This window comes from Ensifer sp. 22521 (assembly GCF_052044795.1).
Classification (GTDB): Bacteria; Pseudomonadota; Alphaproteobacteria; order Rhizobiales; family Rhizobiaceae; genus Ensifer.
On sequence record NZ_JBQENM010000010.1, the window covers coordinates 109,456 to 136,169 of the forward strand.

At 63.4% G+C, this 26,714-nt stretch carries 23 protein-coding genes, 1 tRNA gene and 1 riboswitch; of the genes, 14 read left to right on the top strand and 10 right to left on the bottom strand.

Features of this window, described 5'->3' with window-relative positions:
- Positions 1–32: 32 nt before the first annotated feature.
- A complete protein-coding gene (locus ACTJKE_RS17125) occupies positions 33–3,854 on the bottom strand; it encodes a peptidoglycan-binding protein (protein ID WP_058329042.1) in 3,822 nt (1,273 codons plus the stop codon).
- A gap of 485 nt (positions 3,855–4,339) precedes the next feature.
- Here ACTJKE_RS17125 and ACTJKE_RS17130 point away from each other — a divergent pair, with 485 nt between their 5' ends.
- From ACTJKE_RS17130 to ACTJKE_RS17155, 6 genes are all read left to right on the top strand, one after another.
- Entirely contained in the window at positions 4,340–6,136 is a 1,797-nt protein-coding gene (locus tag ACTJKE_RS17130) for an acyl-CoA dehydrogenase C-terminal domain-containing protein (RefSeq protein WP_058329043.1), read from the top strand.
- A gap of 65 nt (positions 6,137–6,201) precedes the next feature.
- Positions 6,202–7,410, top strand: a complete 1,209-nt coding sequence (locus tag ACTJKE_RS17135) for an acetyl-CoA C-acetyltransferase (protein ID WP_058329044.1) — start codon at positions 6,202–6,204, stop codon at positions 7,408–7,410.
- Between the two features lie 11 nt (positions 7,411–7,421).
- Positions 7,422–7,823: a YbaY family lipoprotein gene (locus ACTJKE_RS17140; RefSeq protein ID WP_156437035.1), complete on the top strand. Its 402-nt coding sequence runs from the start codon at positions 7,422–7,424 to the stop codon at positions 7,821–7,823.
- A gap of 11 nt (positions 7,824–7,834) precedes the next feature.
- The gene (locus tag ACTJKE_RS17145; protein WP_058329046.1) at positions 7,835–10,051 is read left to right on the top strand and encodes an FAD-dependent oxidoreductase; all 2,217 of its coding nucleotides are present in this window, start codon (positions 7,835–7,837) and stop codon (positions 10,049–10,051) included.
- A 168-nt stretch (positions 10,052–10,219) separates the two neighbouring features.
- Positions 10,220–10,648 carry a GNAT family N-acetyltransferase gene (locus ACTJKE_RS17150; protein ID WP_058323596.1) on the top strand — a complete coding sequence of 143 codons (429 nt, stop codon included), beginning with the start codon at positions 10,220–10,222 and terminating at the stop codon, positions 10,646–10,648.
- 73 nt (positions 10,649–10,721) lie between these two features.
- The gene (locus ACTJKE_RS17155) at positions 10,722–11,555 is read left to right on the top strand and encodes a methyltransferase domain-containing protein (RefSeq protein WP_058329047.1); all 834 of its coding nucleotides are present in this window, start codon (positions 10,722–10,724) and stop codon (positions 11,553–11,555) included.
- Positions 11,556–11,623: 68 nt separating this feature from the next.
- Here ACTJKE_RS17155 and ACTJKE_RS17160 read toward each other — a convergent pair whose 3' ends face one another.
- Positions 11,624–12,508: a DMT family transporter gene (locus ACTJKE_RS17160; RefSeq protein ID WP_058323598.1), complete on the bottom strand. Its 885-nt coding sequence runs from the start codon at positions 12,506–12,508 to the stop codon at positions 11,624–11,626.
- Between the two features lie 219 nt (positions 12,509–12,727).
- Here ACTJKE_RS17160 and ACTJKE_RS17165 point away from each other — a divergent pair, with 219 nt between their 5' ends.
- Positions 12,728–13,309, top strand: a complete 582-nt coding sequence (locus ACTJKE_RS17165) for a LysE family translocator (protein ID WP_058323599.1) — start codon at positions 12,728–12,730, stop codon at positions 13,307–13,309.
- A gap of 60 nt (positions 13,310–13,369) precedes the next feature.
- On the opposite strand, the gene ACTJKE_RS17170 is transcribed toward ACTJKE_RS17165, so the two are convergent.
- Positions 13,370–13,843: an SRPBCC family protein gene (locus tag ACTJKE_RS17170; protein WP_058323600.1), complete on the bottom strand. Its 474-nt coding sequence runs from the start codon at positions 13,841–13,843 to the stop codon at positions 13,370–13,372.
- Between the two features lie 135 nt (positions 13,844–13,978).
- On the opposite strand from ACTJKE_RS17170, the gene ACTJKE_RS17175 reads away from it, so the two are divergent.
- Positions 13,979–14,488, top strand: a complete 510-nt coding sequence (locus ACTJKE_RS17175) for a winged helix-turn-helix transcriptional regulator (RefSeq protein WP_057248115.1) — start codon at positions 13,979–13,981, stop codon at positions 14,486–14,488.
- Between the two features lie 27 nt (positions 14,489–14,515).
- On the opposite strand, the gene ACTJKE_RS17180 is transcribed toward ACTJKE_RS17175, so the two are convergent.
- A complete protein-coding gene (locus ACTJKE_RS17180) occupies positions 14,516–15,604 on the bottom strand; it encodes a calcium:proton antiporter (protein ID WP_082615702.1) in 1,089 nt (362 codons plus the stop codon).
- 181 nt (positions 15,605–15,785) lie between these two features.
- Between ACTJKE_RS17180 and ACTJKE_RS17185 the strand changes: the two genes are divergently transcribed.
- The 3 genes from ACTJKE_RS17185 to ACTJKE_RS17195 all read left to right on the top strand — a co-directional run bounded on the left by ACTJKE_RS17185 (position 15,786) and on the right by ACTJKE_RS17195 (position 17,864).
- Positions 15,786–16,436, top strand: a complete 651-nt coding sequence (locus tag ACTJKE_RS17185; RefSeq protein WP_057248113.1) for a S24 family peptidase — start codon at positions 15,786–15,788, stop codon at positions 16,434–16,436.
- 13 nt (positions 16,437–16,449) lie between these two features.
- Positions 16,450–17,304, top strand: a complete 855-nt coding sequence (locus tag ACTJKE_RS17190) for a thermonuclease family protein (RefSeq protein WP_058323601.1) — start codon at positions 16,450–16,452, stop codon at positions 17,302–17,304.
- A 149-nt stretch (positions 17,305–17,453) separates the two neighbouring features.
- Positions 17,454–17,864 (top strand): tellurite resistance TerB family protein, encoded by a 411-nt coding sequence (locus tag ACTJKE_RS17195; RefSeq protein WP_058323602.1) that lies wholly within the window; start codon positions 17,454–17,456, stop codon positions 17,862–17,864.
- A gap of 143 nt (positions 17,865–18,007) precedes the next feature.
- On the opposite strand, the gene ACTJKE_RS17200 is transcribed toward ACTJKE_RS17195, so the two are convergent.
- The 3 genes from ACTJKE_RS17200 to ACTJKE_RS17210 form a co-directional block, all read right to left on the bottom strand.
- A complete protein-coding gene (locus ACTJKE_RS17200) occupies positions 18,008–18,841 on the bottom strand; it encodes a transporter substrate-binding domain-containing protein (RefSeq protein ID WP_057248110.1) in 834 nt (277 codons plus the stop codon).
- 141 nt (positions 18,842–18,982) lie between these two features.
- Positions 18,983–19,057 (bottom strand) — tRNA-Gly (locus ACTJKE_RS17205).
- 81 nt (positions 19,058–19,138) lie between these two features.
- Positions 19,139–20,236: a 2'-deoxycytidine 5'-triphosphate deaminase gene (locus tag ACTJKE_RS17210; RefSeq protein WP_057248109.1), complete on the bottom strand. Its 1,098-nt coding sequence runs from the start codon at positions 20,234–20,236 to the stop codon at positions 19,139–19,141.
- A gap of 74 nt (positions 20,237–20,310) precedes the next feature.
- Positions 20,311–20,389, top strand: a riboswitch (SAM riboswitch).
- A 45-nt stretch (positions 20,390–20,434) separates the two neighbouring features.
- On the opposite strand from ACTJKE_RS17210, the gene ACTJKE_RS17215 reads away from it, so the two are divergent.
- A complete protein-coding gene (locus ACTJKE_RS17215; RefSeq protein WP_058329049.1) occupies positions 20,435–21,619 on the top strand; it encodes an O-succinylhomoserine sulfhydrylase in 1,185 nt (394 codons plus the stop codon).
- A gap of 238 nt (positions 21,620–21,857) precedes the next feature.
- Positions 21,858–22,250 (top strand): Co2+/Mg2+ efflux protein ApaG, encoded by a 393-nt coding sequence (gene apaG / locus ACTJKE_RS17220; protein WP_057248107.1) that lies wholly within the window; start codon positions 21,858–21,860, stop codon positions 22,248–22,250.
- 21 nt (positions 22,251–22,271) lie between these two features.
- Here the strand turns inward: apaG and ACTJKE_RS17225 are convergent, their stop codons facing one another.
- The 3 genes from ACTJKE_RS17225 to ACTJKE_RS17235 form a co-directional block, all read right to left on the bottom strand.
- Positions 22,272–23,261 carry an Hsp33 family molecular chaperone gene (locus ACTJKE_RS17225; protein ID WP_058323604.1) on the bottom strand — a complete coding sequence of 330 codons (990 nt, stop codon included), beginning with the start codon at positions 23,259–23,261 and terminating at the stop codon, positions 22,272–22,274.
- A gap of 267 nt (positions 23,262–23,528) precedes the next feature.
- The gene (gene argF, locus ACTJKE_RS17230) at positions 23,529–24,446 is read right to left on the bottom strand and encodes an ornithine carbamoyltransferase (RefSeq protein WP_057248105.1); all 918 of its coding nucleotides are present in this window, start codon (positions 24,444–24,446) and stop codon (positions 23,529–23,531) included.
- 100 nt (positions 24,447–24,546) lie between these two features.
- Positions 24,547–25,746 (bottom strand): aspartate aminotransferase family protein, encoded by a 1,200-nt coding sequence (locus tag ACTJKE_RS17235; RefSeq protein ID WP_058329050.1) that lies wholly within the window; start codon positions 25,744–25,746, stop codon positions 24,547–24,549.
- 420 nt (positions 25,747–26,166) lie between these two features.
- Here ACTJKE_RS17235 and ACTJKE_RS17240 point away from each other — a divergent pair, with 420 nt between their 5' ends.
- Positions 26,167–26,688 (top strand): GcrA family cell cycle regulator, encoded by a 522-nt coding sequence (locus ACTJKE_RS17240; RefSeq protein ID WP_058329051.1) that lies wholly within the window; start codon positions 26,167–26,169, stop codon positions 26,686–26,688.
- Positions 26,689–26,714 lie beyond the last annotated feature (26 nt).

Here is a 26,714-nt window from a genome sequence, read left to right on the forward strand (position 1 = left end):
TCTGCGGCTTTATTACGGCGCAAGCCCAAGGGTCAGGAATTGCGCTTCAGCAATTCCTTGACCAACTGCTCGGTGATTTCGCCCGTCGGCTCCTGGCCGACCGACTTCTGGAAGGCCTTGATGGCAGCCACGGTCTTCTTGCCCATCTGGCCGTCGGGCTTGCCGGCGTCGAAGCCGTTGTTGTTCAGGATCGCCTGGATATTGCGGACCGCCTTGGTCATGTCGACGCTGGCGGTCTTGTTGGCCGGGCCGACCCAGGCATCCGGAACGTCGACCGTGTTCGCCTTGGCGTCGACCGGCTGCACCTTCCAGGCATCGGCCTTCGCCTTGGCGCTTTCGAGCTGCTCAGGCTTCATCGCCTTGGCAACTTCGTCACGCTTGGCGGCGGCATCCATGTCGCCTTCGCGGGCGGCGGCGGAGAACCATTTGTAGGATTCGGTCAGGTCCTGCGGCACGCCGTTGCCACGCGCATAGAGGACGGCGAGGTTGAACTGGCTATCGCGAATGCCGAGTTCGGCAGCCTTCGCGAACCACTTCGTTGCCTCGGCAAAGTCAGGCGAAGCATCGCGGCCACTCGCCAGCATGACCGCGAGGTTGTGCATGGCGCTGGCATTGCCCTGGCCGGCGGCGGCGAGATAGAGCGCCTTCGCCTTGGAGGCGTCACGCGTTAGGCCCATGCCTTTTTCATACATGCTCGCGAGGCGATACTGCGCCGGAACGACGCCGGCGTCGGCGGCGCGCTGATACCACTTGGCGGCTTCCGCCATGTTTTCAGGAACGCTGCGGCCTTCGCTAAAGCGGGCGCCGATTTCGTAGAAGGCAAGCGGGTCGCCGCCCTTGGCGGCCGTCACCAGGGCTGCCGGGCCGAAGCCTTCCGGCAGCACGATCTCGCTCGGTGCGGCCACCGGCGCCAGCGCGGTCGTTGCCGCGCCCTCGGCCGGAGAACTGATAAGGGCCGCACCACTGGCGGGTGCGTTGCCAGCGGGCGTCGCCTGGAACTCGGAGGCCGCCGAAGCGGTTTTCGTTTCTGCGACCGGCGCGAGCATCGGTGCCTTCTCTTCGGCCGGTGTCGCAATGGTGGTCGTCGGCACGGCCGTCGCCGGTACCGAGATCGAAGCTTCGGATACCTTCGCCGGGGCTTCAACGGAATCGACCGGTGCTGCGACTGCGATTTCGGATGCCGTGACCGGCGTTTCAGCCGGGGCTACGGCCGCGGTCTGCGGCAGAAGGCCTTCGACGATCTTGTTTTCGCGCGATTCCGGCACCGCCTGCTGCTCGATGATCGCGGCCGGCTCCACCGGTGCGGTCTCTTGCTTCTTCAGCATATTGCTGACCAGCGGATAGGACATGATCGCCAGCAGGACCGCGCCGACGGCCATGAGGATGGGCCGGCGGTGACGGGCAAAAGCGCCGCCGATGCCGGAGGTCTTTCCGCTTTGACCGACCTTGTTCAAGGTGTCGGCCTCTTCAACGGCGAGCTGGGCAGCACGGCGGGCGGCAGCGATGAAGTCCGACTTGTCGCCATCGGCAGGCTGAATGCCTGCCTTGTTCATCTGCCCGGCGCGCACGCGTTCCAGGATCTTCTTGACATCGGGAACGCCGGAACCCGGCTCCAGCAGCTGGTTGGCTTCCTCGGGCGCAAGCATTTCGGAGGGATCGATCGACGGGGTCGGCTCGACGAGCTGTCGGGACTGCTCCTGCTCGTGCACCGGCTCGGACCGCTTGCCGGAGAAGCGCCGGGTCAGGCCGGCAAGCAGGCCGGTGCGGGCTGCAGCGGCGGGTTCACGCGCATCTTCGACTTCAACGGTCGAGACCTGCCGGTCATCGGCAAACGCCGTTGCCGGCTCGTCCGTCTGGGCGACCACAGCCTGATCTTCGGCCTGCAGCGCACGGACGTTGCGCTGCAGGTCCTCGTAGCGGTCATCGAGGTCGTTGCCGCCGAAGGGATCGAGTTCCGGCTGCGCTGCCCTCGGCATCTGCGCGGGTTCGCGCAGCACCGGCGTCTCAGCCCGTGCCGGCATTGCCGGCTCGCGATTTTCGATGCGCTCCAGCTTGTCGGCGATATGCACGAGGGTCTCGTGCAGCGCCTCGAAGGTGCGCGCCGTGCGCTCCTCGCTGGAGCGGCTGAGGTCCTCGAGCGTGCGAAGGTCTTCGGCAAGCGCCGAGATTGCGGCCAGATCTCCACCGGAACCCCGCGGAGAGCCGTTCTTGGCATAGGCTTCCATCACCGCTTCGGCCGCCTGGCGAGCGGCCTCGACGATGTATTCGTCGCTGGTCGAGAGGTAGTCCTCGAGCGCGCTCATGCGGTTTTCGAAATCGACGGGCACCGCGCTCGCAGCGACGTCCGCGCGCGGCTGGCTGACCAGCGTCGACAGATTGGCGATCTGCGCTTCGAGGTTCTGCAGGGCGACACGATCATCGAACGGCGCAGCGTGGGTCTCTTCCAGACGCTGCGCGATGCCGACAAGGCGATCTTCCAGCCGGTCGAAGCGCGGATCGGAGGCCGGTTGAACGCCATGGGCGTCGAGTTCGTCGATCCGGCGTGCCAGATAGTCGAGCCGCTCGGCCAGTGTGTCGTTGACGCTGCCCTGGTCCAGGGCCTCGATCTTGCGCGAAATATCCGACAGATAATCGTTGAGATCCGACTGCGCGGTCCTGTTGCTGCGCTCCATCACCAGCGAAAGCTGGTCGAGACGCTCTTCGAGACGGGCGGCCGCCTTTTCGCCGGCGAGATCTTCGACCCGGGCGGTCAAGGCTTCCAGGCGGGCGCCGAGGCCGGAATCGTTCGGGCGCGACAGGCTGTCGATCTGACGGGACAGGTCGCCAAGCCGGCTTTCCAGCCGGTTGACGAAGCTACCGTCGAGACCCGTCGCCGTGCGACTGTTGGCAGCGATCGCGCGGCTGATTTCATCGAGCCGACCGTCGAGATCCGCAAACTGCGAAACGAGACGGCGGTCATCGGGTTGGATCTGGCGGCCCAGCATTTCGATGGCCTGGGCGACGGCGATCAGTTTGTCCTCAAGCGCGTCGACGGCCGAGCTGCCCTTCAGCGAGCCGATCTGCGACTTGATCTCGTCCAGGCGGTAGGCCAGCGCCACCAGCTCGTCGTCGCGGTTCTGATCAAACGCGATCAGCCGATCCTCGACGCCGGTCCAGCGGTTTTCCATGCGGCGCATGCTGTCTTCACGCGCAAGGCCGTCGATCATCGCACGCAGTTCGTCGAAGTCGCCACGCAGCGCGTCGGCCTGGGCGGGCGAGGCCTGGCGGCCGAGCTGCTGGATGCTGTCGGCAAGACGCTGCATGTCGCCGCGCACGTCTTCGGCGAAGCTGTGATCCTGCGCCTGAGCCTTGATGCCGCGAATCTCGGACCTGAGCGAATTCATCTCGCGCGTGAGGCCATCGGTGATGTCGCGCTTCAGGTCCTGGCGCAGACCGACGAGCGCCTCGGCGATATCGTTAACGGCCAAAGACGGGCGCTGCGGCTGGCTGTGCAACGGTTGCAGGCGGGGCTCTTCGGTAAGACGGTCAGAGGCCGGACGTTCGGGAACATAGCGTTCCGGTTCGCGCGCCGACATTCGGTCGCGAAGCGGCGGGCGCTCGCGCGAAGCGCTGAGGCTGCGCTGGCGCTGCATGATTTCGGCGACGGCGTCACGGGGCGTTGCGGGTTCCCTGGCTGGTTCGCGGGCCGGAAGACGCTCGGGAGGCCTTGGCGCCACGTCGCGGGCAGCGCCGCTCATCAGGCCTTCGATCCGCGCCTCAAGTCCTTCGATGGTGCGGTTCAAAGCGTCGAGCGACGGCCGCTCGCTATAGGACTGGCTGCCTGCGCGCTGAGGATTTGATCGCGATCCATTCATGGTGTTCTTCGCCCCTGTCGTCGGCCATCCCGAAAGTCGTCACGGAAGAAAACAGCTTTCCTCACCCCTGTGGCGCTTCCGACGTGGGCAAAGCTACAACGACACGACGCCAGGACCGGTTGCAGCTTTGACCATCTCAACACGCACCTTTCACGAAACGTGGTAAATAAGCCGTTAATCTGCCCAGGATTTTTAACGATTTGGCAGGATCGTACCGTGAGCGCGGGTTGCCGGCGCCCCTTTCGGCTCCCCTGGTGCCGCGACGAAACTTCGCAGCCCGCAATTTTTGACGTTTACGCAAACGTCAAAATTTTGTAGCATCCGGCCAACGATGCGAGACCGCCCTGGAGCATGCCGCTTTCCTGTGGAATCACTGGAAGGGAAAGATGCTCTAGAATCAAAGAGGATGGCGGCGCATCCGGCATCCTGCAACCGGGCGTCGACGACGAGGTACGGCGCCCGAAGCACCAAAAGGCGAGGAAAGCATGCCCATCTACAAAGCCCCGGTCGACGATACCCTCTTCATCCTGAACGACGTGCTCGGCATCGAGCGCTACAACAACCTGCCCGGTTTTGCTGATGCTACGCCGGACATGATCGAAGCGATCGTCGGCGAAGCGGCCAAGCTTGCCGAGGAAGCCCTGTTCCCGGTCAATCTCTCCGGCGACCAGGAAGGCTGCAAGCGCCGCGACGACGGCTCGGTCAGCGTACCCAAGGGCTTCAAGGAAGCCTTCGACCTCTACCGCGAAGGCGGCTGGCTCGGCCTCGCCGTTCCGGAGGAATTCGGCGGCCAGGGCCTGCCCTACACGCTGCACACCGCCGTCGGCGAGTACATGTCGTCCGCCAACATGGCACTGACCATGTATCCCGGCCTCACCCAGGGCGCGATCGCCGCGATCCTGGTGCATGGAACCGACGAGCAGAAGCAGGCCTATCTGCCGAAGATGGTTGCCGGCACCTGGACCGGCACGATGAATCTCACCGAGCCCCATTGCGGCACCGATCTCGGCCTGCTGCGCACCAAGGCAGTGCCCACCGGCAACGGCGCCTACAAGATCTCCGGCCAGAAGATCTTCATCTCGGCCGGCGAACACGACATGTCGGATAACATCATCCATCTGGTGCTCGCCCGCCTTGAGGGCGCGCCTGATGGTGTGAAGGGCATTTCGCTGTTCATCGTTCCGAAGTTCAAGCTCAATGCCGACGGCGAGCCTGGCGACCGCAACGGCGTTTCCTGCGGCGCGATCGAACACAAGATGGGCATCCACGGCAACTCGACCTGCGTCATGAACTATGACGAGGCCGAAGGTTACCTCATCGGTACGGAGAACAAGGGCCTCAACGCCATGTTCGTCATGATGAACGAGGCCCGCCTCGGCGTCGGCCTGCAGGGCCTGTCGATCGCCGAAATCGCCTACCAGAACGCCGCCAACTATGCCCGTGACCGCATCCAGGGCCGCTCGCTTTCCGGGCCGAAGGCGCCGGACAAGAAGGCCGACCCGATCATCGTGCATCCGGATGTGCGCCGCACGCTGATGACGATCCGCGCCTTCAACGAGGCCGGCCGCGCCTTTACGCTCTGGACCGCGCTGAAATCCGATATCGCCCACCGCTCCGACAATGACGCCGACCGCCAGACGGCCGACGACATTCTCGGCCTGATGACGCCGATCCTGAAGGGCGTGCTCACCGACAAGGGCTTCGACCACGCGGTCATGGCACAGCAGATGTTCGGCGGCCACGGCTATATCGAAGAACACGGTATGAGCCAGTATGTCCGTGATGCCCGTATCGCGATGATCTACGAAGGCGCCAACGGCATCCAGGCGCTCGACCTCGTCGGGCGCAAGCTGGGCCTCAATGGCGGTCGCGCCGTCATGGCACTGTTCAAGGAAATCGGCGATTTCTGTGAGGAAAACCGCAACAACGAGAAGCTGGCGAGCTACACCAAAGCGTTGAAGAAGGGCCTCAACGACCTGCAGGCCGCCACCATGTGGTTCATGCAGAACGCTATGGCCAAGCCCGACAATGCCGGCGCCGGCTCGACCGACTACATGCACCTCTTCGGCCTCGTCGTGCTTGGTTACATGTGGGCAAAAATTGCGAAGACTGCTGAGGAAAAACTTGCCTCTGGCGAAACGGCGCGCGCAGACTATCTGAAGAACAAGCTGATCACCGCGACCTTCTTCATGGAAAGGATTCTGCCGGAAACGGCCCTGCGCAAGGCCCGCATCGAGACCGGCGCCGACACGCTGATGGCGCTCGACGCGGCCGCCTTCTGAGCCGTTCGATTTCAAACTGTTTTGACGGGCAGCACCTGATGGTGCTGCCGAAAGGGAGATGAGACATGACGAAAGTCTTCGTTTACGACCACGTGCGCACGCCGCGCGGCCGTGGCAAGAAGGACGGATCGCTGCACGAAGTGCCATCCGTTCGCCTCGCCGCCAAGATGCTGGAGGCGGTGCGTGACCGCAACGACCTTGATACTTCGACCGTGGACGACATCATCATGGGCTGCGTCGATCCGGTGATGGATGCCGGTTCGGTGATCCCGAAGGCAGCCGCCTTCGAAGCGGGCTATTCCACCCGCGCGCCGGGCATGCAGATCTCGCGCTTCTGCGCCTCCGGTCTCGACGCCATCAACTTCGGCGCGGCCAAGATCGCCCAGGGTGCAGACGACATCGTGATTGCCGGCGGCGTCGAGAGCATGTCGCGCGTCGGTCTCGGCATGTCCGGCGGCTCCTGGTTCATGGACCCCTCGGTCAACCTGCCGGCCTTCTTCATGCCGCAGGGTGTTTCTGCCGACCTGATCGCCACGAAATACGGTTTCAGCCGCGACGACGTCGACGCCTATGCGGTGGAAAGCCAGAAGCGCGCGGCGCATTCCTGGGAGAAGGGCTATTTCAAGAAGTCCGTCGTGCCGGTCAAGGACGGGAACGGTCTGACGATCCTCGACCGTGACGAGCACATGCGTCCGGGCACCGACATGCAGGCGCTCGCCTCGCTCAACCCGTCGTTCCAGATGCCGGGCGAAATGGGCGGCTTCGAAGCCGTCGGCATCCAGGCGCATCCGGAGATCGAGAAGATCAACTACGTGCACCACGCCGGCAACTCGTCGGGCATTGTCGATGGCGCCGCAGCCGTGCTGCTCGGCTCCAAGGCCGGCGGCGAGAGCATGGGCCTGAAGCCCCGCGCCCGCATCCGCGCCTTCGCCAATATCGGCTCCGATCCGGCGCTGATGCTGACGGGCCCGGTCGACGTCACCGAAAAGCTTCTGAAGCGCGCCGACATGAAGCTGTCGGATATCGACCTCTTCGAACTCAACGAAGCCTTCGCCGCCGTCGTGCTGCGCTACATGCAGGCCTTCGACATCCCGCACGACAAGATCAACGTCAACGGCGGCGCGATCGCCATGGGCCATCCGCTCGGCGCCACCGGCGCGATGATCCTCGGCACCGTGCTCGACGAGCTGGAGCGTCGCGATCTCAACACCGCGCTCGTGACGCTCTGCATCGGCGCCGGCATGGGCACGGCCACGATCATCGAAAGGGTCTGACGATGGACGTGATGCGCCGCTCTTTTCTCGGACTGATGGGCCTGGGGCTGCTTGCAGCCGCCGGCTGCGTCTCCGACGAGGAAGGCGGCGACAGCTTCACGCTCACCGGTGCGATCACCAATGTCGCCAGCGGCCCGGTTCCGGCCGGCACGGTCACGATCAGGCTCGAAGAGCAGGGCGTGGCTGACGCCGCTGCCAAGCTGATCGCGGAAACCTCCGTCGTCAGCGATGGCAAGGCGACCCGCGTGCCCTTCGTGCTGCAGGTGCCCAAGCCCGAATTGGACAAGGCCGTCGATGCGGGCTTCACCATCCGCGTCGAGCGCGACAGCCGGCTGATCGCCACCAATACCAGCAAACAACGTTACAGCGGCAGATCGAATATCTCGCTGCGCATCGAACCCATTCTCTACTGAGGGGGAGAACCATGACGAATTACACCAATTTCAAGATCGAGACCGACGCCGACGGCATCGCACTCGTCACCTGGGACATGCCTGAGAAGTCGATGAACGTCTTCACCCAGGAGGTGATGGAGGAACTGAATGCCATCGTCGACGCAACGACTGCCGACGCAGCGGTCAAGGGCGTTGTCTTCACGTCCGGCAAGTCGACCTTCTCCGGCGGCGCTGATCTGTCGATGATCAAGTCGATGTTCACCTTCCAGCAGGAAGAGAAGAAGAAGGATCCGGATAACGCCGCCCAGAAGCTCTTCGACCTGGTCGGGCGCATGACCGGGCTCTTCCGCAAGCTCGAAACCTCGGGCAAGCCCTGGGTCTCGGCGATCAACGGCACCTGCATGGGCGGCGCTTTCGAGCTTTCGCTCGCCTGCCACGGCCGCGTTGCTTCCAATTCCAAGTCGGTGAAGATCGCCCTGCCTGAAGTCAAGGTCGGCATTTTCCCGGGCGCCGGCGGCACCCAGCGCGTGCCGCGGCTCACCAATGCGCAGGACGCGCTGCAGATGATGACGACGGGCTCGTCGCTGACGTCGGCGCGCGCCAAGGCGCTCGGCCTCGTGCATGAAGTCGTCGAAGCCGACAAGCTCATCGACGCCGCCAAGGCGATGATCAAGAACGGCCTGAAGCCGGTCCAGCCCTGGGACGAAAAGGGTTACAAGGTTCCGGGCGGCGGCATCTGGACGCCGGCCTCGGCCCAGCTCTGGCCGGCCGCTTCCGGCATCCTGCGCCGCGAGACCTACGGCAACTATCCGGGCGCCGTTGCCATCCTGAAATGCGTCTATGAAGGCCTGCAGGTGCCGTTCGACACGGCGCTCAAGATCGAGCAGCGCTACTTCACCGAGATCCTTCAGACGACCGAAGCCTTCTCGATGATCCGTTCGCTGTTCGTCTCGATGCAGGAACTCGGCAAGGGCGCCCGCCGCCCGGCCGGTGTGCCGAAATCGGAATTCAAACATGTCGGCGTCGTCGGCGCCGGCTTCATGGGCGCCTCGATCGCCTATGTGACGGCTGCCGCCGGCATTGCCGTCACGCTGATCGACCGCGACATGGAAGCGGCCGAAAAGGGCAAGGCCCACTCGGAAGGCCTGGTCAAGGATTCGGTCGGCAAGGGCCGCCTGACCAAGGAAGAAGGCGAAGCGCTGCTTTCCCGCATCACGCCTTCGGCCGACTACAACGACCTGAAGGAAGTCGGCCTTGTGGTCGAAGCCGTCTTTGAAGACCGCCAGGTCAAGAAGGACGTCATCGAGAAGGTCGAAGCGGTGATCGGCGAAGACACGATCTTTGCCTCCAACACCTCGACACTACCGATCACCGGCCTTGCCAAGAACTCCAAGCGCCCCGGCCAGTTCATCGGCATCCACTTCTTCTCGCCGGTCGAAAAGATGATGCTGACCGAAGTGATCCTCGGCAAGGAAAGCGGCGACAAGGCGCTCGCCGTCGCGCTCGACTATGTCGCCGCGATCAAGAAGACGCCGATCGTCGTCAACGACACGCGTGGCTTCTATGTCAACCGCTGCGTCTTCCGCTACATCCACGAAGCCTATGACATGCTGATCGAAGGCGTGCCGCCGGCGATGATCGAGAATGCCGCCAAGATGGCCGGTATGCCGGTTGGACCGCTGTCGCTCAACGACGAAGTGGCGATCGACCTCAGCCAGAAGATCCTCAAGGCCACCGTCGCCGACCTCGGCGAAAAGGCCGTCGATCCCAAGCACATGGCGCTGATCAACAAGATGGTCGACGACCTCGACCGTCGCGGCCGCAAGAACGGAAAGGGCTTCTACGAGTATCCGGTGAAGCCCGCCAAGAAGTATCTTTGGCCGGAGCTGAAGACGCTCTACCCGCAGAAGAACGCCGACAAGATCGACGTCGAAGTGCTGAAGCAGCGCTTCCTGGCGACGATCGCGCTCGAGGCCGCCCGCACCATGGAAGAGGGCATCGTCACCGACCCGCGCGAAGCAGACGTCGGCTCGATCCTCGGCTTCGGCTTTGCGCCCTATACCGGCGGCACGCTCTCCTACATCGACGGCATGGGCGTAAAGGCCTTCGTCAAGATGTGCGACAAGCTTGCCAAGGACTATGGCAGCCACTTCAAGCCGACGGCGCTCTTGAAGGAAATGGCCGAGCGCGGCGAGACCTTCTACGGCCGCTTCGACCCCTACGGCGAGAAGAAACAGGCGGCGTAAGTTCCGCGCATCGAATTGGAAGCAGGCCCCTCGGGGCCTGTTTTCGTTTGGGCGACGGCTCGTCCAAGGCTCATGGCCTAACGCAGCGCCCGCATTCGCGTGACCATCAAGTTGTTATGGTTGCGATGTTAGACCTATTCGGGTTGAAGCCGCGCAAGTGATGAAGCCATGAACAAAGTCCTGCTCCGCCCCGCGATCGCCGGCGACGAACCCTATCTGCACTGGCTGGAAGAGGCCTGCATGCGCGACTATGCCATGGCGCTCTGGGGCAACTGGCGGCCGCGTCCGGCGGATGCGCTTATCCTTGACGAACATCGCATCATCGTTGCGAACGGCGAGGATGTCGGCTGCGTCTCGGTCACCGTGCGCAACGACCATGTCTGGGTCAACAAGCTCTATGTGGCGCCCGGCCATCAGAAACGCGGCAATGGCGCGATCGCGCTCAGGCAGGTGCTCGGCGAAGCAAGGGCGGTTGGCCTGCCCTTGCGCCTCAGCGTCCTGGCCACCAACCCCGCCGTCGCCTTCTACCAGCGCGAAGGTCTCAGCATCTACGAGGAGACCCCAGAACGGCGCATGATGACGTCGCAGGTGCGTTAAGGCTACTTGCACCTCCCGATTGACGGCCTCCCTGCGCGGGCGCATGCTCGCCGGGATCAGAGGGGGACACGCCATGAGCGAGCCTGATCTCTATCTGCTTGGGCGCGCCGGGCCCGAGGAAGAACGCCTGAAGCGACAGATTGCCAATCTTGCCCCAGATTCCGACCAGCAGCTCGAAAGGGTCGGCATCCGGCCAGGCGAGCGCGTCATCGATCTCGGCTGTGGCCCCGGCGGCGTGCTGCACCTGCTTGGCAAACGCGTCGGGCCGACGGGCTCCGTGCTCGGTATCGAGCGCGACCCGCACTTCGTCGAACTTGCGCGCCGTTTCGTCGCCAGCCACGCCCTGCCTCAGGTGGAAGTGCGCGAAGGCGACGCCTATGCGACGGGCCTGCCCCGCCGTTCCTTCGACGGTGCCCATATGCGACTGGTGCTCGTCAACGTGCCACGGCCGGAGCTCATCGTGCTCGAAATGGTGTCGCTGGTAAAACCCGGCGGCTGGATCGCGAGCTTCGAGGCCGATTTTCTGGCGCATATCTGCGATCCGCCGCTTCCCGCCTGGGACCGCCTGCTTGCCGCCTATATCGCCTATTCGGCGGCCAGAGGCATCGACCTCCATATCGGCCGCCGCGTGCACCGGCTGTTCCGGCAAGCGGGTGTCGAGGCGATTTCGGTCGATGCCGTTGCGCATGTCTACCCGCCCGGTCACGACCGCCGGCCGATCCTCAGAGACTTCATCAACAATGTGCGTGACGGCCTGATCGGTGAAGGCTTCATCGACCGCGACGATCTCGACGACGACCTCATGGCGCTGGATCGGCACCTCGCCGACCCGTCCGTCCTCGTCACCTCGCACCTGTTCTTCCGGCTGACTGGCCGGGTGCCCGAAACACTTGTCATGAAGGCCTGAAGCGGCCTCTTGATCGCTCTGCAATCAATTCAGCTAGAGCGTCCTTTGTGCTCCGAACGCACGGCGCTCTAGGCGGCAGCACCGGCGCGACGGTGCGCCAGGCGTTCGCCGACGATGATCAGCAGACCGGCCGCAAAGATCAGGCCGGCGCCGGCAAAGACGTTCGCCGCCGGCACATCGCCCCAGATCAGGAAACCGAGACCGAAGGCCCAAACGAGCGAGGTGTATTCGAACGGCGCGATCACCGAGATCGGCGCCCGACGCATGCCCTCGAACAGCGCGTACTGGGCGATGCCGGCAATCACGCCGGTGCCTGCCATCAGTGCGACGTCGAAGAGCGCCGGCGGCGTCCAGAAGAAGCCGACCGCAAGCCCGGTCATCGCGATGAAGAAGACGTTTGAGATGGTCATCTGCACCAAGGTCGTTTCCTGCAGCGCGGTCTTGCGCAGCATGACGGTGCCGATCGCCCAGAAGACGGCGGCGGTGAGCGCCAGGAACACCGGCAGCGACAGCTTCATGCCGGTGCCGAGCGGGTCACAGGCGATGAGCACGCCGACGAAGCCGATGAAAACGGCGAACCAGCGGATCGGCGGCACGTCTTCCTTCAGGATCGGCACGGCAAGCAGCGTCACGATGATCGGCGCTGCATAGTAGAGCGTCGTCATCTCCGCGAGGCCAAGATCGCGCGCCGCGTTGAAATAGGAAAGCCAGGCCGCGAGCAGCAGCAGGTTGCGCACGAAGAGCGGCTTGATCACCGGAGATGAGATGGCGCTGCGCACCAGCTTGCCGCGGCCGATGACGAGGCAAAGCACGAGAATGGTGATGCTGCGGGTAAACAGGATCTGCCAGACCGAATAGCCGACGACGAGCCATTTGACCGACGCATCCTGCAACGAGAACAGGAAATAGGAAAACGTCGTCATGACGATGCCTGACAGTACGGTCTTGTTCATGGGAGGCCTCGATCGCGCCGGCGGGAGAGAAGCGGCAGCGTCCCGTCTGATAGCGCGGCCGCGACACACGCGGAAGAGGCATTCCCACGGACACGTGTGGCGATTTCTTGCGGGTAGATTCCGGTACTATCGGGCGCCACGCTTGATGGAGATCAAGAGCGGACGCTTGCGCGGCTGGTAGAAGACGGCGATAACGGCCACAAAACCAGGTTCAACGACATGCAGCCGCTCACCTTCGCCCTCGCCGCCCTGATCCTGCTCGCAACGCCGGGGCCGACAAACACGCTGCTCTGGCTGTCCGGCGCCTCTGCCGGTTTCCGCCGTTCGCTGCCGTTGCTCACCGGCGAGCTCGGCGGTTATCTCGCCGTCATCATCCCGGCCGTAGCACTATTGGCGCCATTCCTTGCCGCCCATCCGCAGCTCGGCCTTGCGCTCAGGCTCGTCGCCGCCTGCTGGGTTCTCTACCTCGCCTATGCGCTCTGGACCACCGATGCCGAGCGCAGCGAAGGTGTCGTCATCTCCATCCGCCAGGTCTTCGTTACGACGCTGCTCAATCCGAAGGCGCTGATCGTCGCCCTGGTGCTCTTGCCACAGACTGGACTGGCCGCCGTCTGGCCCTGGATCGCCGGCTTCTCGCTGCTGGTCGTCGCCGCCGGATCGACCTGGATCGGCGCCGGCGCCATGCTGGTGCAGATGTCGACGGGCTTGTCGGCCTCGCATCTGCCGCGACGGATTGCTGCCGTTTGTCTCACCCTTTTTTCGGTGGGCATCGCCGGCAGCGCGATCGCGGCCATGCACTGAGACCCCCCGGAGACAGAAAGGTCTCGGGGGTTCAATGCGCTCACGAGACCGATTGCTGCGTCACGCAGCAACAGCCGCTTCGCCGAGTTCCTCTGCCAGTGCCACACCGATCAATTGTTGCCAACCGTCGCGCCGGTATTCGAGCTTGTCGAGCCCGTCGAGGAAGGCAACCTGTTCGGTGAAGACGAGGCGCGTACCGTTGCCTTCCGGCTGAATGTCGACGGTCGCGACGGACGCCGAGATCCTCTTGTCGTTCTCAGCCATCGTGTAAGCAAAGATGATCCGGCGGTTCTCGACGATGTCGAGATAGACGGTGTCGTCATGATAGATCGTTTCGCCGTCCTGGCTGAAGCGACCGCTCTCGCGACCGCCGACGCGGAAGTCATGGCTGAATTCGGCCACCGGCCCGTCAGCACTGACGAACCAACGTTCCTTCGCGGCCGGCTCGGAGAAAGCCCTGAACACCTGTCCCGGCGTCGCCTTGAAGCTGCGCTCGATGGTGAAGCTCGCATGTTCCACGGATCTGTCGGTCATGTTCTCTCTCCTCTGATGTTCGAAAACCGCTGGCCTTTGCCTAACTGGTTTCATATAAAAACTGCTCTAATTTTGAAAGCAGTTGCACGATAGCTTCACTGATGCGATAATGCAAGCGGTTTTGAAGAGGTGCCAATGAAGGACGACATTCGCTCGGGTTGCCCGATCAATCTTTCGCTCGAAGTGTTCGGCGACAAATGGAGCCTGCTGATCATTCGCGACATGATCTTCGGCGGTAAACGGCACTTCCGGGAATTGCTGCGTTCCCAGGAGGGCATCTCGTCCAACATCCTGGCGGATCGGCTGAAGATGCTGGTCGAGCAGGGCATGCTGACCAAGGCGGACGACCCCACGCACAAGCAGAAGGCGATCTACAGTCTCACGGAGATGACGATCGCGCTGGTGCCGATCATGGCCCAGCTCGGCGCCTGGGGGCGGCGCTATCTGCCGGTCAGCGAAGAGCTCAGTATTCGCGCCGAGCAGATGGAAAACGGCGGTCCGGAACTCTGGGACCGCTTCATGGACGAGTTGCGACACGATCATCTCGGCGCGCTGCTCGATGGTCCGCCGCGGGTGCGCGCTACACTGCAGGCAGCCTATGAAGAGGTGGTGGCAAGAAAGGCACGCGAAAAGGCGACGGCCTGAGGCTATACGAACAGGCACTTCATCCGCTCAGAGCCCGATCACAGACAGCATGACGAAGGTCGCGAACAGCACGAAATGAGTCATGCCCTCAATGGCGTTGGTCTGGCCGTCGTTGAGGTTGATCGCGGCCACGATCAAAGTGACCGCCACCATCACCGTCTGCACCGGCGACATGGCCATCAGGAAGGGCTGGCCGGTATAGAGCGCGATCGCCTCCATGACCGGCACCGTCAGGATCACCGTCGAAAGCGATGCCCCGAGCGCGATGTTGACGACCGCCTGCATGCGGTTGGCGAGTGCCGCCCGCATCGCGGTCATGACTTCCGGCGAGGCAGAGATCACGGCAACGACGATGGCGGTCACCGCCGGCGGGGCGCCGCTCCCCTTCAGGCCCGAGGTCAGCAGCGACGACATCACTTCCGCCAGCACGCCGATCAACACGATGCCAAGGATCAGTATCACGATCGACGGCAGCACCGGCTGATCCGGCCCACCCTGTATCGCGCTCCCCTCGCCCTTCGCCTTCGGATAGCTGTAGCTGAAGAAGTAGCTGTGCACCCCCACCTGCATGCGCAGGAACAGGGCATAGAGGGTGATCATCGCGCCGATGGTGAAGGCCGAATAGAGATGCCATCTCGCCGCCGGCACGAACTCCGGAACGACCATCGAGATGCCCATCGCCGTCAGAATCATGACGCTGTAGGTGCGGGCGGAATCGTCGTTATAGGGCTGCTCTCCATGTTTCAGGCCACCAAGCAGGGCGGCGAGGCCCAGGATGCCGTTGATATCGAGCATGACGGCCGCATAGATCGTGTCGCGCACGAGCGTCGGCGAGGTCTCGCTGGTCATCATGATCGCCAGCACGACGACCTCGACCAAGACCGCCGAGAGCGTCAGGATCATCGTGCCATAGGGATCGCCGACCTTGGACGCCAGCACCTCGGCATGGTGCGACACGCGCAGCGAGGCGAGCACGATCGCCACCACGAGACCGGCGGCACCGAGAAGCGTTGCCAGGCGCCCCATTTCGAGAAGCTCATGCTCCAGCGCGATCCCGGCAATCGCCGCAGCGAGGGCCACGAACAGCAGACGCTCCGATCTCATGCGCGCCAACAAACGTTCCCTCCGATGAAAGCCTGTCCTGCCCGTCACGCGAACTATAGGGGCCGCCGCCCCCAAAGCAAATGACGGAGAAAGGACTATTTTCCTTCGGATTCTTTACCGGTACTTCGCGTTTCGATAGTGTGGTGTCGAACAAACCCAGCAAGTGGCCGCCTGTTCGGCCCGGACCTTTCGCATGTTGTCTCACGGCACGATCTGGCACGCCATCGATGCATTGGCCGAGCGCAATCAGCTCTCGCCTTCCGGTCTCGCCCGCCGCGCCGGGCTCGACCCCACCTCCTTCAACAAGTCCAAGCGCCACTCTGCCGACGGGCGGGAACGCTGGCCTTCGACGGAATCGATCGCCAAGGTGCTCGAGGCGACCGGCGCCACGATGGACCAGTTCACCAGCCTGTTGAGCCCGAATGACACTCAGGCCACCCCGGCGACTGCAAGTGCCGCGATCCCGCTGATCGGCTTCGCCCAGGCGGGTGCCGGCGGCTTCTTCGACGACGGCGGTTTTCCGGCCGGCCAGGGCTGGGACGTGATCGACTTTCCAACAGTGGCGGAACGCCGGACGGGCATCTACGCGCTTGAGGTGCAGGGCGATAGCATGCTGCCACTGTACCGCGACGGCGACACCCTGATCGTCGATCCGGGGGCGCAGGTTCGGCGCGGCGACCGCGTCGTGGTCAAGACACGCGAAGGCGAGGTCATGGCGAAGGTCCTGACACGCCAGACGCCGCGCACGATCGAACTCCTTTCCCTCAACCCGGAGCACCCGAACCGGGGCTTCGAGATCAGCCAGATCGAATGGATCGCCCGGATCATCTGGGCCAGCCAATAGGACGTTCTTCCTGATGCGGCAGCATTTATACTCCCTTGCCGGCGGCATCGCCGCGATCGCGCTTTTCACCGGCATCCTCTACGCGGGTGCAGCCGCCATTCGCGACCGCGAGAGTGCCGCCACGCCGGACTTCGTCCTCGAAACGCCCGACATGACGGAAATCGAGCCGGCGCCGGATGACGCCGAAACGGATGATAACGTACCGCTCGACTTGGGAACACCGACCGACGGCACCGCGCAGCCCGGTGCGGTTACGACCGGCGATCAACCGCAGACGTCGACGACGGAAAACGCCGCACGCGCCATCGAGCCGCAACAATTCGGTCTGCCCGACACCGTCACCGGCGCGCCGCTCGAACGCGCGGAGCCGCGTGCCCCGCTGTCAGAGCCGGAGAAGCAAGCGAAGGCGACCGCCGGGCCGACCATCCTCTATCGCCCCGTGGCGATCGCCGCCGGTGTGATCCAGTTCGACAAGCTCACGCTGCAGATCGATGGCATCGAGCCCGAGCAGGCAGAGAGAACCTGCGAAACCGGGGGGAAGAGTTGGCCCTGCGGCATCGTCGCACGGACGGCCTTCAGAAACTTGCTGCGCGCACGCGCGGTCAGCTGCGACATGCCCGAGGGGAGCGCCGGCGCATCGGCCACCGCTTCCTGCTCGCTCGGCGGGCAGGATCTCGCAACCTGGCTCGTCGACAACGGCTGGGCGACGCCGGTACCCGGCTCGCCGCTCAAGACGCGGGCCGACGCTGCGCGCCAGGCGAAGCTCGGCTTCTATGGCGAAGATCCGCGCGACCTCAGTCACACGCCGATGACGTTCGACGACCCAACCCTCGGCACCGGGATGGACGAGCCGCAGCCAGACTTGTAAACAGCCGCGGCAATTCCCAGCTCTCAACCGTCCAGATCATCTCATTACATCGTTGAAACAGTGAGATGATCCAACTCTTTGAAACTCTGCAATCCGGATGGACACCGCTTCACGCCGTTCCCGGAATTGCGCTACCGCCGGAAAGACCCATGCTGCCAAGCCTCAGCCACCACGAAGCGCTCATCTATGTCATGGTGATGATGTCGGCGGTCGACCGCGAGATGAGCGACGACGAATTCACCCGCATCGGCCGGCTGGTGCAGTTCCTGCCGGTCTTCGAGGGATTCGACGAGGACCAGCTCGTCCATATCGGCCACGAATGCTCCGCCCAGCTCGCGGCTCCCGAGGGGTTGGACATCGCGCTGGAAATCGTGCGCGAGGCGCTTCCGGAAAAGTTCCATGAGACGGCCTATGCACTTGCCGTCGAGATCGCCGCCGCGGACCAGCGCATTCGCAACGAAGAGATCCGGCTGTTGCAATTGCTGCGCGACCGCCTCGGTCTCGACAAGCTCACCTGCGCCGCCATCGAACGAGGGGCGCTTGCTCGCTTCCGCCGGTAGCTCATCATTTCCTGGCGTTCACGCCAAGCTGTCTACAGCGCTGCGCGTCTTATCAGACGCGCAAAGGTCGCTGTAGCACTTTGAATTGCTGCATGTTTTTGACCTTTGATCGGGTACGATTAAAGGAAACATGCAGTGGGCGCTCAATAGATGCCGTTGGGGAAGTAGCGCAGGTAGATTTCCTCGAGCCGGCCGCTGCGCGAAAGCGCCAGCAGCGCGTGGTCGATCGCCTGGGTCAGCGCCGGTTCGGATTTGCGGTTCATGATCGTCAGGCCTTCACCGAGAAAGCGTTGCGAGAAATAGGCACCATCGACGAGTGCGCAGCAGCCCCCGGCAGTCGTGCCTGAGATCCAGAAGGAAAGCTGCAAACCGTCGGAAAAGACCGCCGGCACCTCACCCTTCTGCAGTGCCGTGAGCATGGCATCGCGATCTGGGAAGACCTTGGCCCCGATACTCGGGAAGAACGCCTTGAACATGGCCTCATGGGTGGTGCCCGCCACGACACCGACCGTTTTTTTCCTGAGGTCCTTCGGACCCGTCACGGCGCCGGCCGCCTTGGTGTTGATGGCCAAGCGGGCCGGAAGCCGCATGAAGGCGCGCGAGAAGCCGAAGCGCTGGCGCAGTTCCGGGCCGACGGCGATACCGGCGGCAACCGCTTCGCCCTGCCCCTGCTCCAGCGCCGGCAGCAGTTCCGCATAGGTCACTGCCTGGATCTGGCATTTGGCTTCGATGTCGAGCTCGCGGCAGATCTCGCGCACGAGATCGACGTGAAAACCGGAGAGCTTGCCGGACTGATCGATGAAGTTGAACGGCGGAAAGTCGACCGTCGTCAGGAAGCGCAAGCGCGCAAGGCCCGTGAGATCGGGCTTGGCGATGCGTTCGCGCGCATCGAACAGAATGGGCAGGTCCCTGGGCTGGGCCGCAAGCGGCGTTGCGATCAGGGACGCGCAGAGAGCGAACAGGGAAAGAAATCTCATGGGCAGCGGGCCGGCACGGTTCTTGTCTCAGGGGCGGCGCTTGGAACCGCGGGATGATTCATCGAGCGGTAAAGTAACCGTCCGCAAGGCAACTGGCCATAGGTCTCGCTCGAACGAGGCAAAAGAGGCTTCAGGAAGGATTGGAGCGGGTGATCGGGATCGAACCGACGACATCAAGCTTGGGAAGCTGGCGTTCTACCACTGAACTACACCCGCGATGCCTGCGAAATTTCCCGAACCGGGACGATCTGTCAAGGACCCTTGCGCGGTATCGCACGAGGGTCCCGTGCAAAATCCCTACTCGGCGCGGAAATGTTTCGAAAGCTTCAGGCCCTGGGCCTGGTAGTTGGAGCCGACGCCGAGGCCGTAGAGACCGTCAGGACGCTCCAACATGTGTTCATAGATCAGGCGGCCGACGATCTGGCCATGTTCGAGGATGAACGGCACCTCGTGGCTGCGCACTTCCAGAACGGCGCGGCTACCGCTGCCACCGGCAGAGGCATGGCCGAAGCCGGGATCGAAGAAGCCGGCATAGTGCACGCGAAACTCGCCCACCAGCGGATCGAACGGCGTCATCTCGGCCGCGTAAAGCGGCGGCACATGCACCGCTTCGCGCGAGACGAGGATGTAGAACTCGTCCGGATCGAGGATCAGCTCGTCGCGTCCGCGGCTGTAGAGCGGCTCCCAGAAATCGAAGATCTTGTGCTGCGCCTTCTTGTCGACGTCGATGACCGCGGTGTGGTGTTTGCCACGGTAGCCGATCAGACCCTCCGGACCGGTGCCCTTGAGGTCGATCGACAGCGCAATGCCGCCGCCGCTGACATTCGGGCGTTCGCTCGCCACCAGCACGTCGCTTTCATGCAGCGCCAGCAGCTCCTGTTCGGAGAGCAGCGACTGGCCCATGCGGAAGCGGATCTGCGACAGGCGCGAACCACGGCGCACGACGATCGGGAAGGTGCGCGGGCTGATTTCGAGATAGAGCGGACCGCTATAGCCGGCAGGAATCTTGTCGAACTCCTGGGCGCGGTCGGTGATCACGCGGGTGAAGATGTCGAGGCGGCCGGTCGAGCTTTTCGGATTGGCCGAGGCCGACATGCCCGCAGGCAGCGCCAGGCTCTCCATCAACGGCACGATGTACACGCAGCCGGTTTCAAGCACGGCACCGTCGGTGAGATCGACGACATGCAGCTTCAGCCGGTCGAGCTTGTCGGCGACGAGGTGGGACGGGCCGGGCATGAAGCTCGCGCGGACGCGGAAAGCCTTGGCGCCAAGGCGCAGGTCGAGGCTTGCCGGCTGGATCTGATCGTCATCCAGCGGCCTCTCGCTCTTCAGGCGCCCCGTTTCGAGCAGCGCGGCAATCGCGCGGTCGGCCAAAATCCCAGTATCGCGGGCCATTGCAGTCCTCTTTCCAGTTGCGAGACAAAACCAAACTCCGGGAATTGACGCAAGCGCACCCTAGCAGTATTGAAGCTTTATCCCGTGGTGATTTGGCCGGTCGGCTTGCAGCCACGTTAAACAAGTAGCTAAAAAGGCCGGGTGTCAAACCGGCTCGTTTTTGCGGCCGGTTTTTTTGTTTTTGAAGGTGATCGTCACATGAGCAAAAACTGGCGCCCGGCAACCCAACTCGTCCACGGCGGAACCACCCGCTCCCAGCATGGCGAGACGTCCGAGGCGATCTTCCTCACCCAGGGCTTCGTTTACGAGACATCCGAGGCGGCAGAAGCGCGTTTCAAGGGCGAGACCGAAGGCTTCATCTATGCCCGCTACGGCAGCCCGACCAACGACATGTTCGAAAAGCGCATGTGCATGCTGGAAGGCGCCGAAGACGCGCGGGCCACGGCTTCGGGCATGGCTGCCGTTTCTGCAGCAATCCTCTGCCAGCTGAAGGCCGGCGATCATATCGTTGCCGCCCGTGCGCTGTTCGGTTCCTGCCGCTGGGTGGTCGAAACGCTGGCGCCGAAATACGGCATCGAATGCACCTTGGTCGATGGACGCGATCTCGCCAACTGGGAAAAGGCGATCCAGAAGAACACCAAGGTCTTCTTCCTGGAAAGCCCGACCAACCCGACCCTCGAAGTCATCGACATTGCCGGTGTGGCCAAGCTCGCCAACCAGATCGGCGCCAAGGTCGTCGTCGACAACGTCTTTGCGACGCCACTCTTCCAGAAGCCGCTGGAACTCGGCGCCCATATCGTCGTCTATTCCGCCACCAAGCATATCGATGGCCAGGGCCGCTGCCTCGGCGGCGTCGTGCTTGCTGACAAGGAATGGATCAACGAGAACCTGCACGACTACTTCCGTCATACCGGCCCGGCCATGTCGCCGTTCAATGCCTGGACGCTGCTGAAGGGTATCGAAACCCTGCCGCTGCGCGTGCGCCAGCAGACGGAAACCGCACGCCGCGTCGCCGACTTCCTGGCTGAGCAGCCGCAGGTGGCGAAGGTCATCTACCCCGGCCGCAAGGATCACCCGCAGGCCGACATCATCGCCAAGCAGATGACCGGCGGCTCCACCCTCGTCGCGTTTGAACTGAAGGGCGGCAAGGATGCGGCCTTCGCGCTGCAGAACGCACTGGAGATCGTCCGCATCTCTAACAACCTCGGCGACAGCAAGAGCCTGATCACCCATCCGGCAACGACGACGCACAAGAACCTGACCGACGAGGCCCGCGAAGAGCTGGGCATTTCCGCCGGCACGGTGCGTTTCTCGGCCGGCATCGAAGACAGCGAGGATGTCGTCGAGGATTTCGCCCGCGCGCTTAGGGCCGTCAAAGCCTGAGGCAACGAAAAGATACGGCCGCCACGACAGGCGGCGGCCGTCGACCCCTCGTGGCGCTCATGCAGCGGGCGCCCCGCCATCCAATATGGCTTCACCAGCGGGATCGAGCGGGTTCGAACAGCCGATCCGGATACCCGCAAGCCCTTGCCCCAGAATGGGTATGCACAATCTTGCCGTTATTCTTGACGAAACCATCTTGCTGTAGAATACCCTGAAAGACCGAAGCAAGGTGTTGCCCATGTATCGCGCTTTGACCCGCGACATAGAAGTTACGGTGGAGCCGTACTATCTCGAAGAGCAGTCGGACCCCGATGACGGCCGCTATGTCTGGGGCTATCGCATTGTCATCTCAAACCATTCGGACGCAGCCGTGCGGTTGATGACCCGCTACTGGCATATCACAGATGAGAATGGGCAGGTCGATGAGGTCAGCGGTCCCGGCGTGATCGGCGAACAGCCGCTGCTCAACCCCGGCGACACCTATGAGTATTCGTCCGGCTGCCCGCTGGATACGCCGTCGGGCGTAATGTTCGGCCATTACAGTATGGAAGCGGAAGGCGGAGAGACCTTCAACGTGGCCATCCCCGCCTTCTCACTCGATTCACCCGGGCTCGTGCGTACCCTGAACTAGCTTGATCCGGAGTGGCGCCGGCTACTGCGGACGCACTTCGCTTGCCTCGAAACGATAGGTCGTCGAGCAGAATTCGCAGGTGACCTTCACGGCCCCCTCCTCGATGGTGCTTTCGATATCATCAGCGTCCAGATTGGCGAGCACCGAACGCAGCTTCTCGCGCGAGCAGCTGCAACGGTCAAAGACCGCCTGCGGCTCATAGACGCGAACGCCGCGCTCGTGAAACAGCCGGTAGAGCAAGCGTTCGGTTCCGACCATCGGGTCGGTCAGCTCGTCGGTGTCGATCGTCTCGACCATCACCTTGGCTTCCGCCCAGAGATCGTCATCCTCGAAGACGCCTTCCCCGTCATCGCCATCGCCGCCGGAAAGATCAGGCTGGCGCATGCGCTCCGGCGCTTCCGGCAGGAACTGCGCGACCATGCCGCCGGCACGCCAGCGATGGCGCGGCTTGCCGCTTTCATCGCGGTCGAGCAGCTCGGCAACGCCGAGCCTGACCTTGGTCGGGATCTGCTCTGACTGGCGGAAATAGACGCCAGCGATTTCTTCCAGCGTGGCGCCGTCCAGCGCAACGATGCCCTGATAGCGCTGAGTATGAGCGCCCTGGTCGATGGTGAAGGCGAGTACGCCCTTGCCAAGCAGTTCATGCGAAAGGGTGCGGCCATCCTTCTCGGCGTCGGCAAGCGCATCTGCATCGTAGCGGGCATAGGCGCGCACGCGATCCGGCGTCGAGAAGTCTGCGACGACGAGATCGACCGGACCATCGCCTTTCGTCTGGACGATCAGCTTGCCTTCGAACTTCAGCGAAGTGCCGAGCAGAACCGTCAGCACGACGGTTTCGGCAACGAGCCGCGCGACCGGAAGCGGATAGTTGTGGCGCTCCAGAATTGCGTCGAGCATCGGGCCGAGCTGCACGGCGCGGCCGCGCACGTCGAGGCCTTCCACCTGGAAAGGCACGACGTGATCGTCACCGGCGAAGTCGAATTCACCAAGCCCTGGCGTCATGTCAGTCATGTCTTGCTCCTTGCCTCAGCAACTGCGTTGCGCCGNCCCCGGCGCAACGTGCCCGCTGTCTCAATCGATCCCGCGATAAACGGATTGTCCACCGGATATGTGCCATCAGCCATTGCGCCGCGCACCACCCGTGGCAGTCGGCGCTTCACTGTTGCCAGGAGCGCCCTGCAGCCGCCTAGATCGTGTCGCACGGCGGCAATGTCAATAGCCGGCCTCACAGCCGCCGAAGCGCTGCGCCATCGCGCTCACCGCGGCGCTCGCAAGGGCCTAGACGAGCCCCATGCACCAGGCGATGATCGACTTCTGCGCATGCAGGCGGTTTTCGGCCTCGTCGAAGACCACCGACTGCGGACCGTCGATCACCTCGTCGGTCACCTCCTCGCCACGGTGCGCCGGCAGGCAATGCATGAACAGCGCATCGGATGCCGCTTGCTTCATCAGCGCCTCGTTGACCTGATAGGGCTGGAAGACGTTGTGGCCGCGGGCACGATGCTCCTGGTTCATCGACACCCAGGTGTCGGTGACAACGCAATTGGCGTTGGCGACCGCCTGCTCGGCATCGTGACACAGCAGGATCTCGCCGCCGTTGTTGCGGGCCCAGTTCAGGATCTTGTCCTGCGGCTCGGAGCCGAGCGGCACGGCCATGTTCATGCGATAGCCGAAGCGGGCGGAGCCTTCGATCAGCGAGTGCAGCACGTTGTTGCCGTCGCCGGTCCAGGCGATCGTCTTGCCCTTCACCGGTCCGCGATGCTCCTCGAAGGTCATGATGTCGGCCATAATCTGGCAGGGATGGGTGTCGTCGGTCAGGCCGTTGATGACAGGGACCGTCGCGTGTTCTGCCAATTCCAGCAGGCGGCGATGGTCGGTGGTGCGGATCATGATCGCATCGACATAGCGCGACAGGACCTTTGCCGTATCGCCGATGGTCTCGGCGCGACCGAGCTGCATCTCCGTGCCCGAAAGGAACAGGGTTTCGCCGCCGAGCTGGCGCATGCCGACATCGAAGGACACGCGGGTGCGGGTGGACGGCTTTTCGAAGATCATCGCCAGCATCTTGCCGGCGAGCGGCTTCTCGGCGGTTCCGGCCTTGGTCGTCGCCTTTCGGACGCGGGCATCATCGATGATCGTCCGAAGATCGGCGGCCGTCATGGCCGAAAGATCGAGAAAGTGTCTGGTGCCTGCCATCGTACTCGGTTCCTCAAAAAATCGAACCTATGTGCGCCACGCAGCGGCGTGAACGCACGAAGGTCATTCTACCATCCTGGGTCAGTCTTGGCCCTATCGGTCAGGCCGCAGCGTTACCACTTGCCTTCCGCACTGCTTCGGCGGCGCGCTCGATGCGTGCGAGGCCCTCGCGTGCTTCCTCCGCCGTCACCGTCAACGGCGGCAGCAGGCGCAACACGTTGTCGCCGGCCGGCACGGCCAGGAGCTTCTCGGCGCGGATCTCCTTCAGGAGATCCGCCGAGGGGCCCTTTACCTTGATGCCCAGCATCAGGCCATCGCCGCGGATATCTTCGATGATATCGGGATAGCGATCCTTCAGCGAAGCAAGACCCTGGCGGAAGACGAGCGCGACGTCGCGCACATGGGCGAGGAAGCCATCAGCGAGGATGACGTCGAGCACGGCGTTGCCGACGGCCATCGCCAGCGGATTGCCGCCATAGGTCGAGCCATGCGTGCCCGCCACCATGCCGGCTGCCGCCTCTTCCGTCGCCAGGCAAGCGCCGAGCGGGAAGCCGCCGCCGATGCCCTTGGCAACGGCCATGATATCCGGGCGGATGCCCGTCCACTCATGGGCAAAAAGCTTGCCGGTGCGGCCGACGCCGGTCTGAACCTCGTCGAGGATCAGGAGCAGGCCGAATTCGTCGCAGAGGGCGCGCAGTTCCTGCATGAATTCCTTGGTCGCGGGACGGATGCCGCCCTCGCCCTGGATCGGCTCGATCAGGATCGCGGCGGTCTCCTCGGTGATCGCATTCTTGACGGCCGCGATGTCGCCGAACGGAACCTGGTAGAACCCTGGGGCCTTTGGCCCGAAACCTTCAATGTACTTTTGCTGACCACCGGCGGCGATCGTCGCGATCGTGCGACCGTGGAACGCGCCCTCGAAGGTGATGATGTGAAACTTCTCCGGCTGGCCTTTGGCGAAGTGGTACCGCCGCGCCGTCTTGATCGCGCATTCCAGCGCTTCCGCACCGGAATTGGTGAAGAAGACCCGATCGGCAAAGGTGACGGCCGCCAAGCGGCGTCCAAGACTTTCCTGACCGGGAACTTCGTAAAGGTTGGAAAGGTGCCAGACCTTCTCGGCCTGCGCCTTCAGCGCCTCGACGAGATGCGGATGCGCGTGGCCGAGCGAGTTCACGGCAACGCCGGCGGCGAAGTCGAGATAGCGCGAGCCGTCTTCGGCGATCAGCCAGACGCCCTCTCCTCGCTCGAAACGCAACGGCGCGCGCATGTAGGTATCGTAAAGCGGCGTGGTTGCAGTCATGCGAGGCTCTCCTTACTCCAGTCGGCATCGGTCCCGCTGCTTCATGCGGCCCGATAAAAATCAAAAATGCCGCCTTTCGGCGGCGCAGGCACTATTCCTATTTCGCGCCGCAATGTCAATAAAACCAAGCCTTGCAGTGCAACAGAGAAGCCCGTTTCCCGGCGGCGAAAAAATCGCCCGGAAGGGCTTGCAAAAATGCAACGCCAGCCGAGCAAGTTGGGGAAAACTACGAAATCGATTCGGCGTGAATCCCGGGACTCTTGCCACGGAGTCCGACGGTCAGTACGTTAACATTCAATTACTAGACGCATGCGGCGGACCTAGTCACCAAAAGAGTTATCGCGTTTGCAACCTCGGGATTCAACCGGGGTGCGGTGAGGGATTCTGCCATCCCCAACGCTGAGAACGGAGAGTGCAGAAATGAACTGGACTGACGAGCGGGTGGAGAAACTGAAGAAGCTTTGGTCCGAGGGCCTGAGCGCAAGCCAGATCGCGGCACAGCTCGGCGGCGTCAGCCGTAACGCTGTCATCGGCAAGGTTCATCGCCTGAGCCTTCCAGGCCGCGCCAAAGCCGGCGGCAGCACCACTGCGGCGACCCGCCCGAAGCGGCCGACCTCGGCGCCGCGCGCTCCGAACTACGCCTCGCGCGTTTCGACCCGCACCGTTGCCCGTCCGTCCGGCGCCACCGTTCTCAAGGAGGAGATCGAAGTCGATCTCGTTGCCGAGCAGGATTTCAGCATCCAGACCGACGTGGTCGTGCCAATGTCGCGCCGCCTCGAGCTGACCCAGCTCACCGAACGCACCTGCAAGTGGCCGATCGGCGACCCGCTGAAGGAAGAGTTCCATTTCTGCGGCAACGATTCCCCGGAAGCTTCGCCCTATTGCAGCTTCCATGCGCGGCTTGCCTACCAGCCGTCCGCCGAGCGCCGTCGGATGCGCTAAGGATCCGCACAGGACCAAAACGAAAG

Coding starts and splice junctions, on each gene's coding strand:
- ACTJKE_RS17125 (WP_058329042.1), bottom strand. CDS start 3,854: ATGAATGGATCGCGATCAAATCCTCAGCGCGCAGGCAGCCAGTCCTAT.
- ACTJKE_RS17130 (WP_058329043.1), top strand. CDS start 4,340: ATGCCCATCTACAAAGCCCCGGTCGACGATACCCTCTTCATCCTGAAC.
- ACTJKE_RS17135 (WP_058329044.1), top strand. CDS start 6,202: ATGACGAAAGTCTTCGTTTACGACCACGTGCGCACGCCGCGCGGCCGT.
- ACTJKE_RS17140 (WP_156437035.1), top strand. CDS start 7,422: ATGCGCCGCTCTTTTCTCGGACTGATGGGCCTGGGGCTGCTTGCAGCC.
- ACTJKE_RS17145 (WP_058329046.1), top strand. CDS start 7,835: ATGACGAATTACACCAATTTCAAGATCGAGACCGACGCCGACGGCATC.
- ACTJKE_RS17150 (WP_058323596.1), top strand. CDS start 10,220: ATGAACAAAGTCCTGCTCCGCCCCGCGATCGCCGGCGACGAACCCTAT.
- ACTJKE_RS17155 (WP_058329047.1), top strand. CDS start 10,722: ATGAGCGAGCCTGATCTCTATCTGCTTGGGCGCGCCGGGCCCGAGGAA.
- ACTJKE_RS17160 (WP_058323598.1), bottom strand. CDS start 12,508: ATGAACAAGACCGTACTGTCAGGCATCGTCATGACGACGTTTTCCTAT.
- ACTJKE_RS17165 (WP_058323599.1), top strand. CDS start 12,728: ATGCAGCCGCTCACCTTCGCCCTCGCCGCCCTGATCCTGCTCGCAACG.
- ACTJKE_RS17170 (WP_058323600.1), bottom strand. CDS start 13,843: ATGACCGACAGATCCGTGGAACATGCGAGCTTCACCATCGAGCGCAGC.
- ACTJKE_RS17175 (WP_057248115.1), top strand. CDS start 13,979: ATGAAGGACGACATTCGCTCGGGTTGCCCGATCAATCTTTCGCTCGAA.
- ACTJKE_RS17185 (WP_057248113.1), top strand. CDS start 15,786: ATGTTGTCTCACGGCACGATCTGGCACGCCATCGATGCATTGGCCGAG.
- ACTJKE_RS17190 (WP_058323601.1), top strand. CDS start 16,450: ATGCGGCAGCATTTATACTCCCTTGCCGGCGGCATCGCCGCGATCGCG.
- ACTJKE_RS17195 (WP_058323602.1), top strand. CDS start 17,454: ATGCTGCCAAGCCTCAGCCACCACGAAGCGCTCATCTATGTCATGGTG.
- ACTJKE_RS17200 (WP_057248110.1), bottom strand. CDS start 18,841: ATGAGATTTCTTTCCCTGTTCGCTCTCTGCGCGTCCCTGATCGCAACG.
- ACTJKE_RS17210 (WP_057248109.1), bottom strand. CDS start 20,236: ATGGCCCGCGATACTGGGATTTTGGCCGACCGCGCGATTGCCGCGCTG.
- ACTJKE_RS17215 (WP_058329049.1), top strand. CDS start 20,435: ATGAGCAAAAACTGGCGCCCGGCAACCCAACTCGTCCACGGCGGAACC.
- apaG (WP_057248107.1), top strand. CDS start 21,858: ATGTATCGCGCTTTGACCCGCGACATAGAAGTTACGGTGGAGCCGTAC.
- ACTJKE_RS17225 (WP_058323604.1), bottom strand. CDS start 23,261: ATGACTGACATGACGCCAGGGCTTGGTGAATTCGACTTCGCCGGTGAC.
- argF (WP_057248105.1), bottom strand. CDS start 24,446: ATGGCAGGCACCAGACACTTTCTCGATCTTTCGGCCATGACGGCCGCC.
- ACTJKE_RS17235 (WP_058329050.1), bottom strand. CDS start 25,746: ATGACTGCAACCACGCCGCTTTACGATACCTACATGCGCGCGCCGTTG.
- ACTJKE_RS17240 (WP_058329051.1), top strand. CDS start 26,167: ATGAACTGGACTGACGAGCGGGTGGAGAAACTGAAGAAGCTTTGGTCC.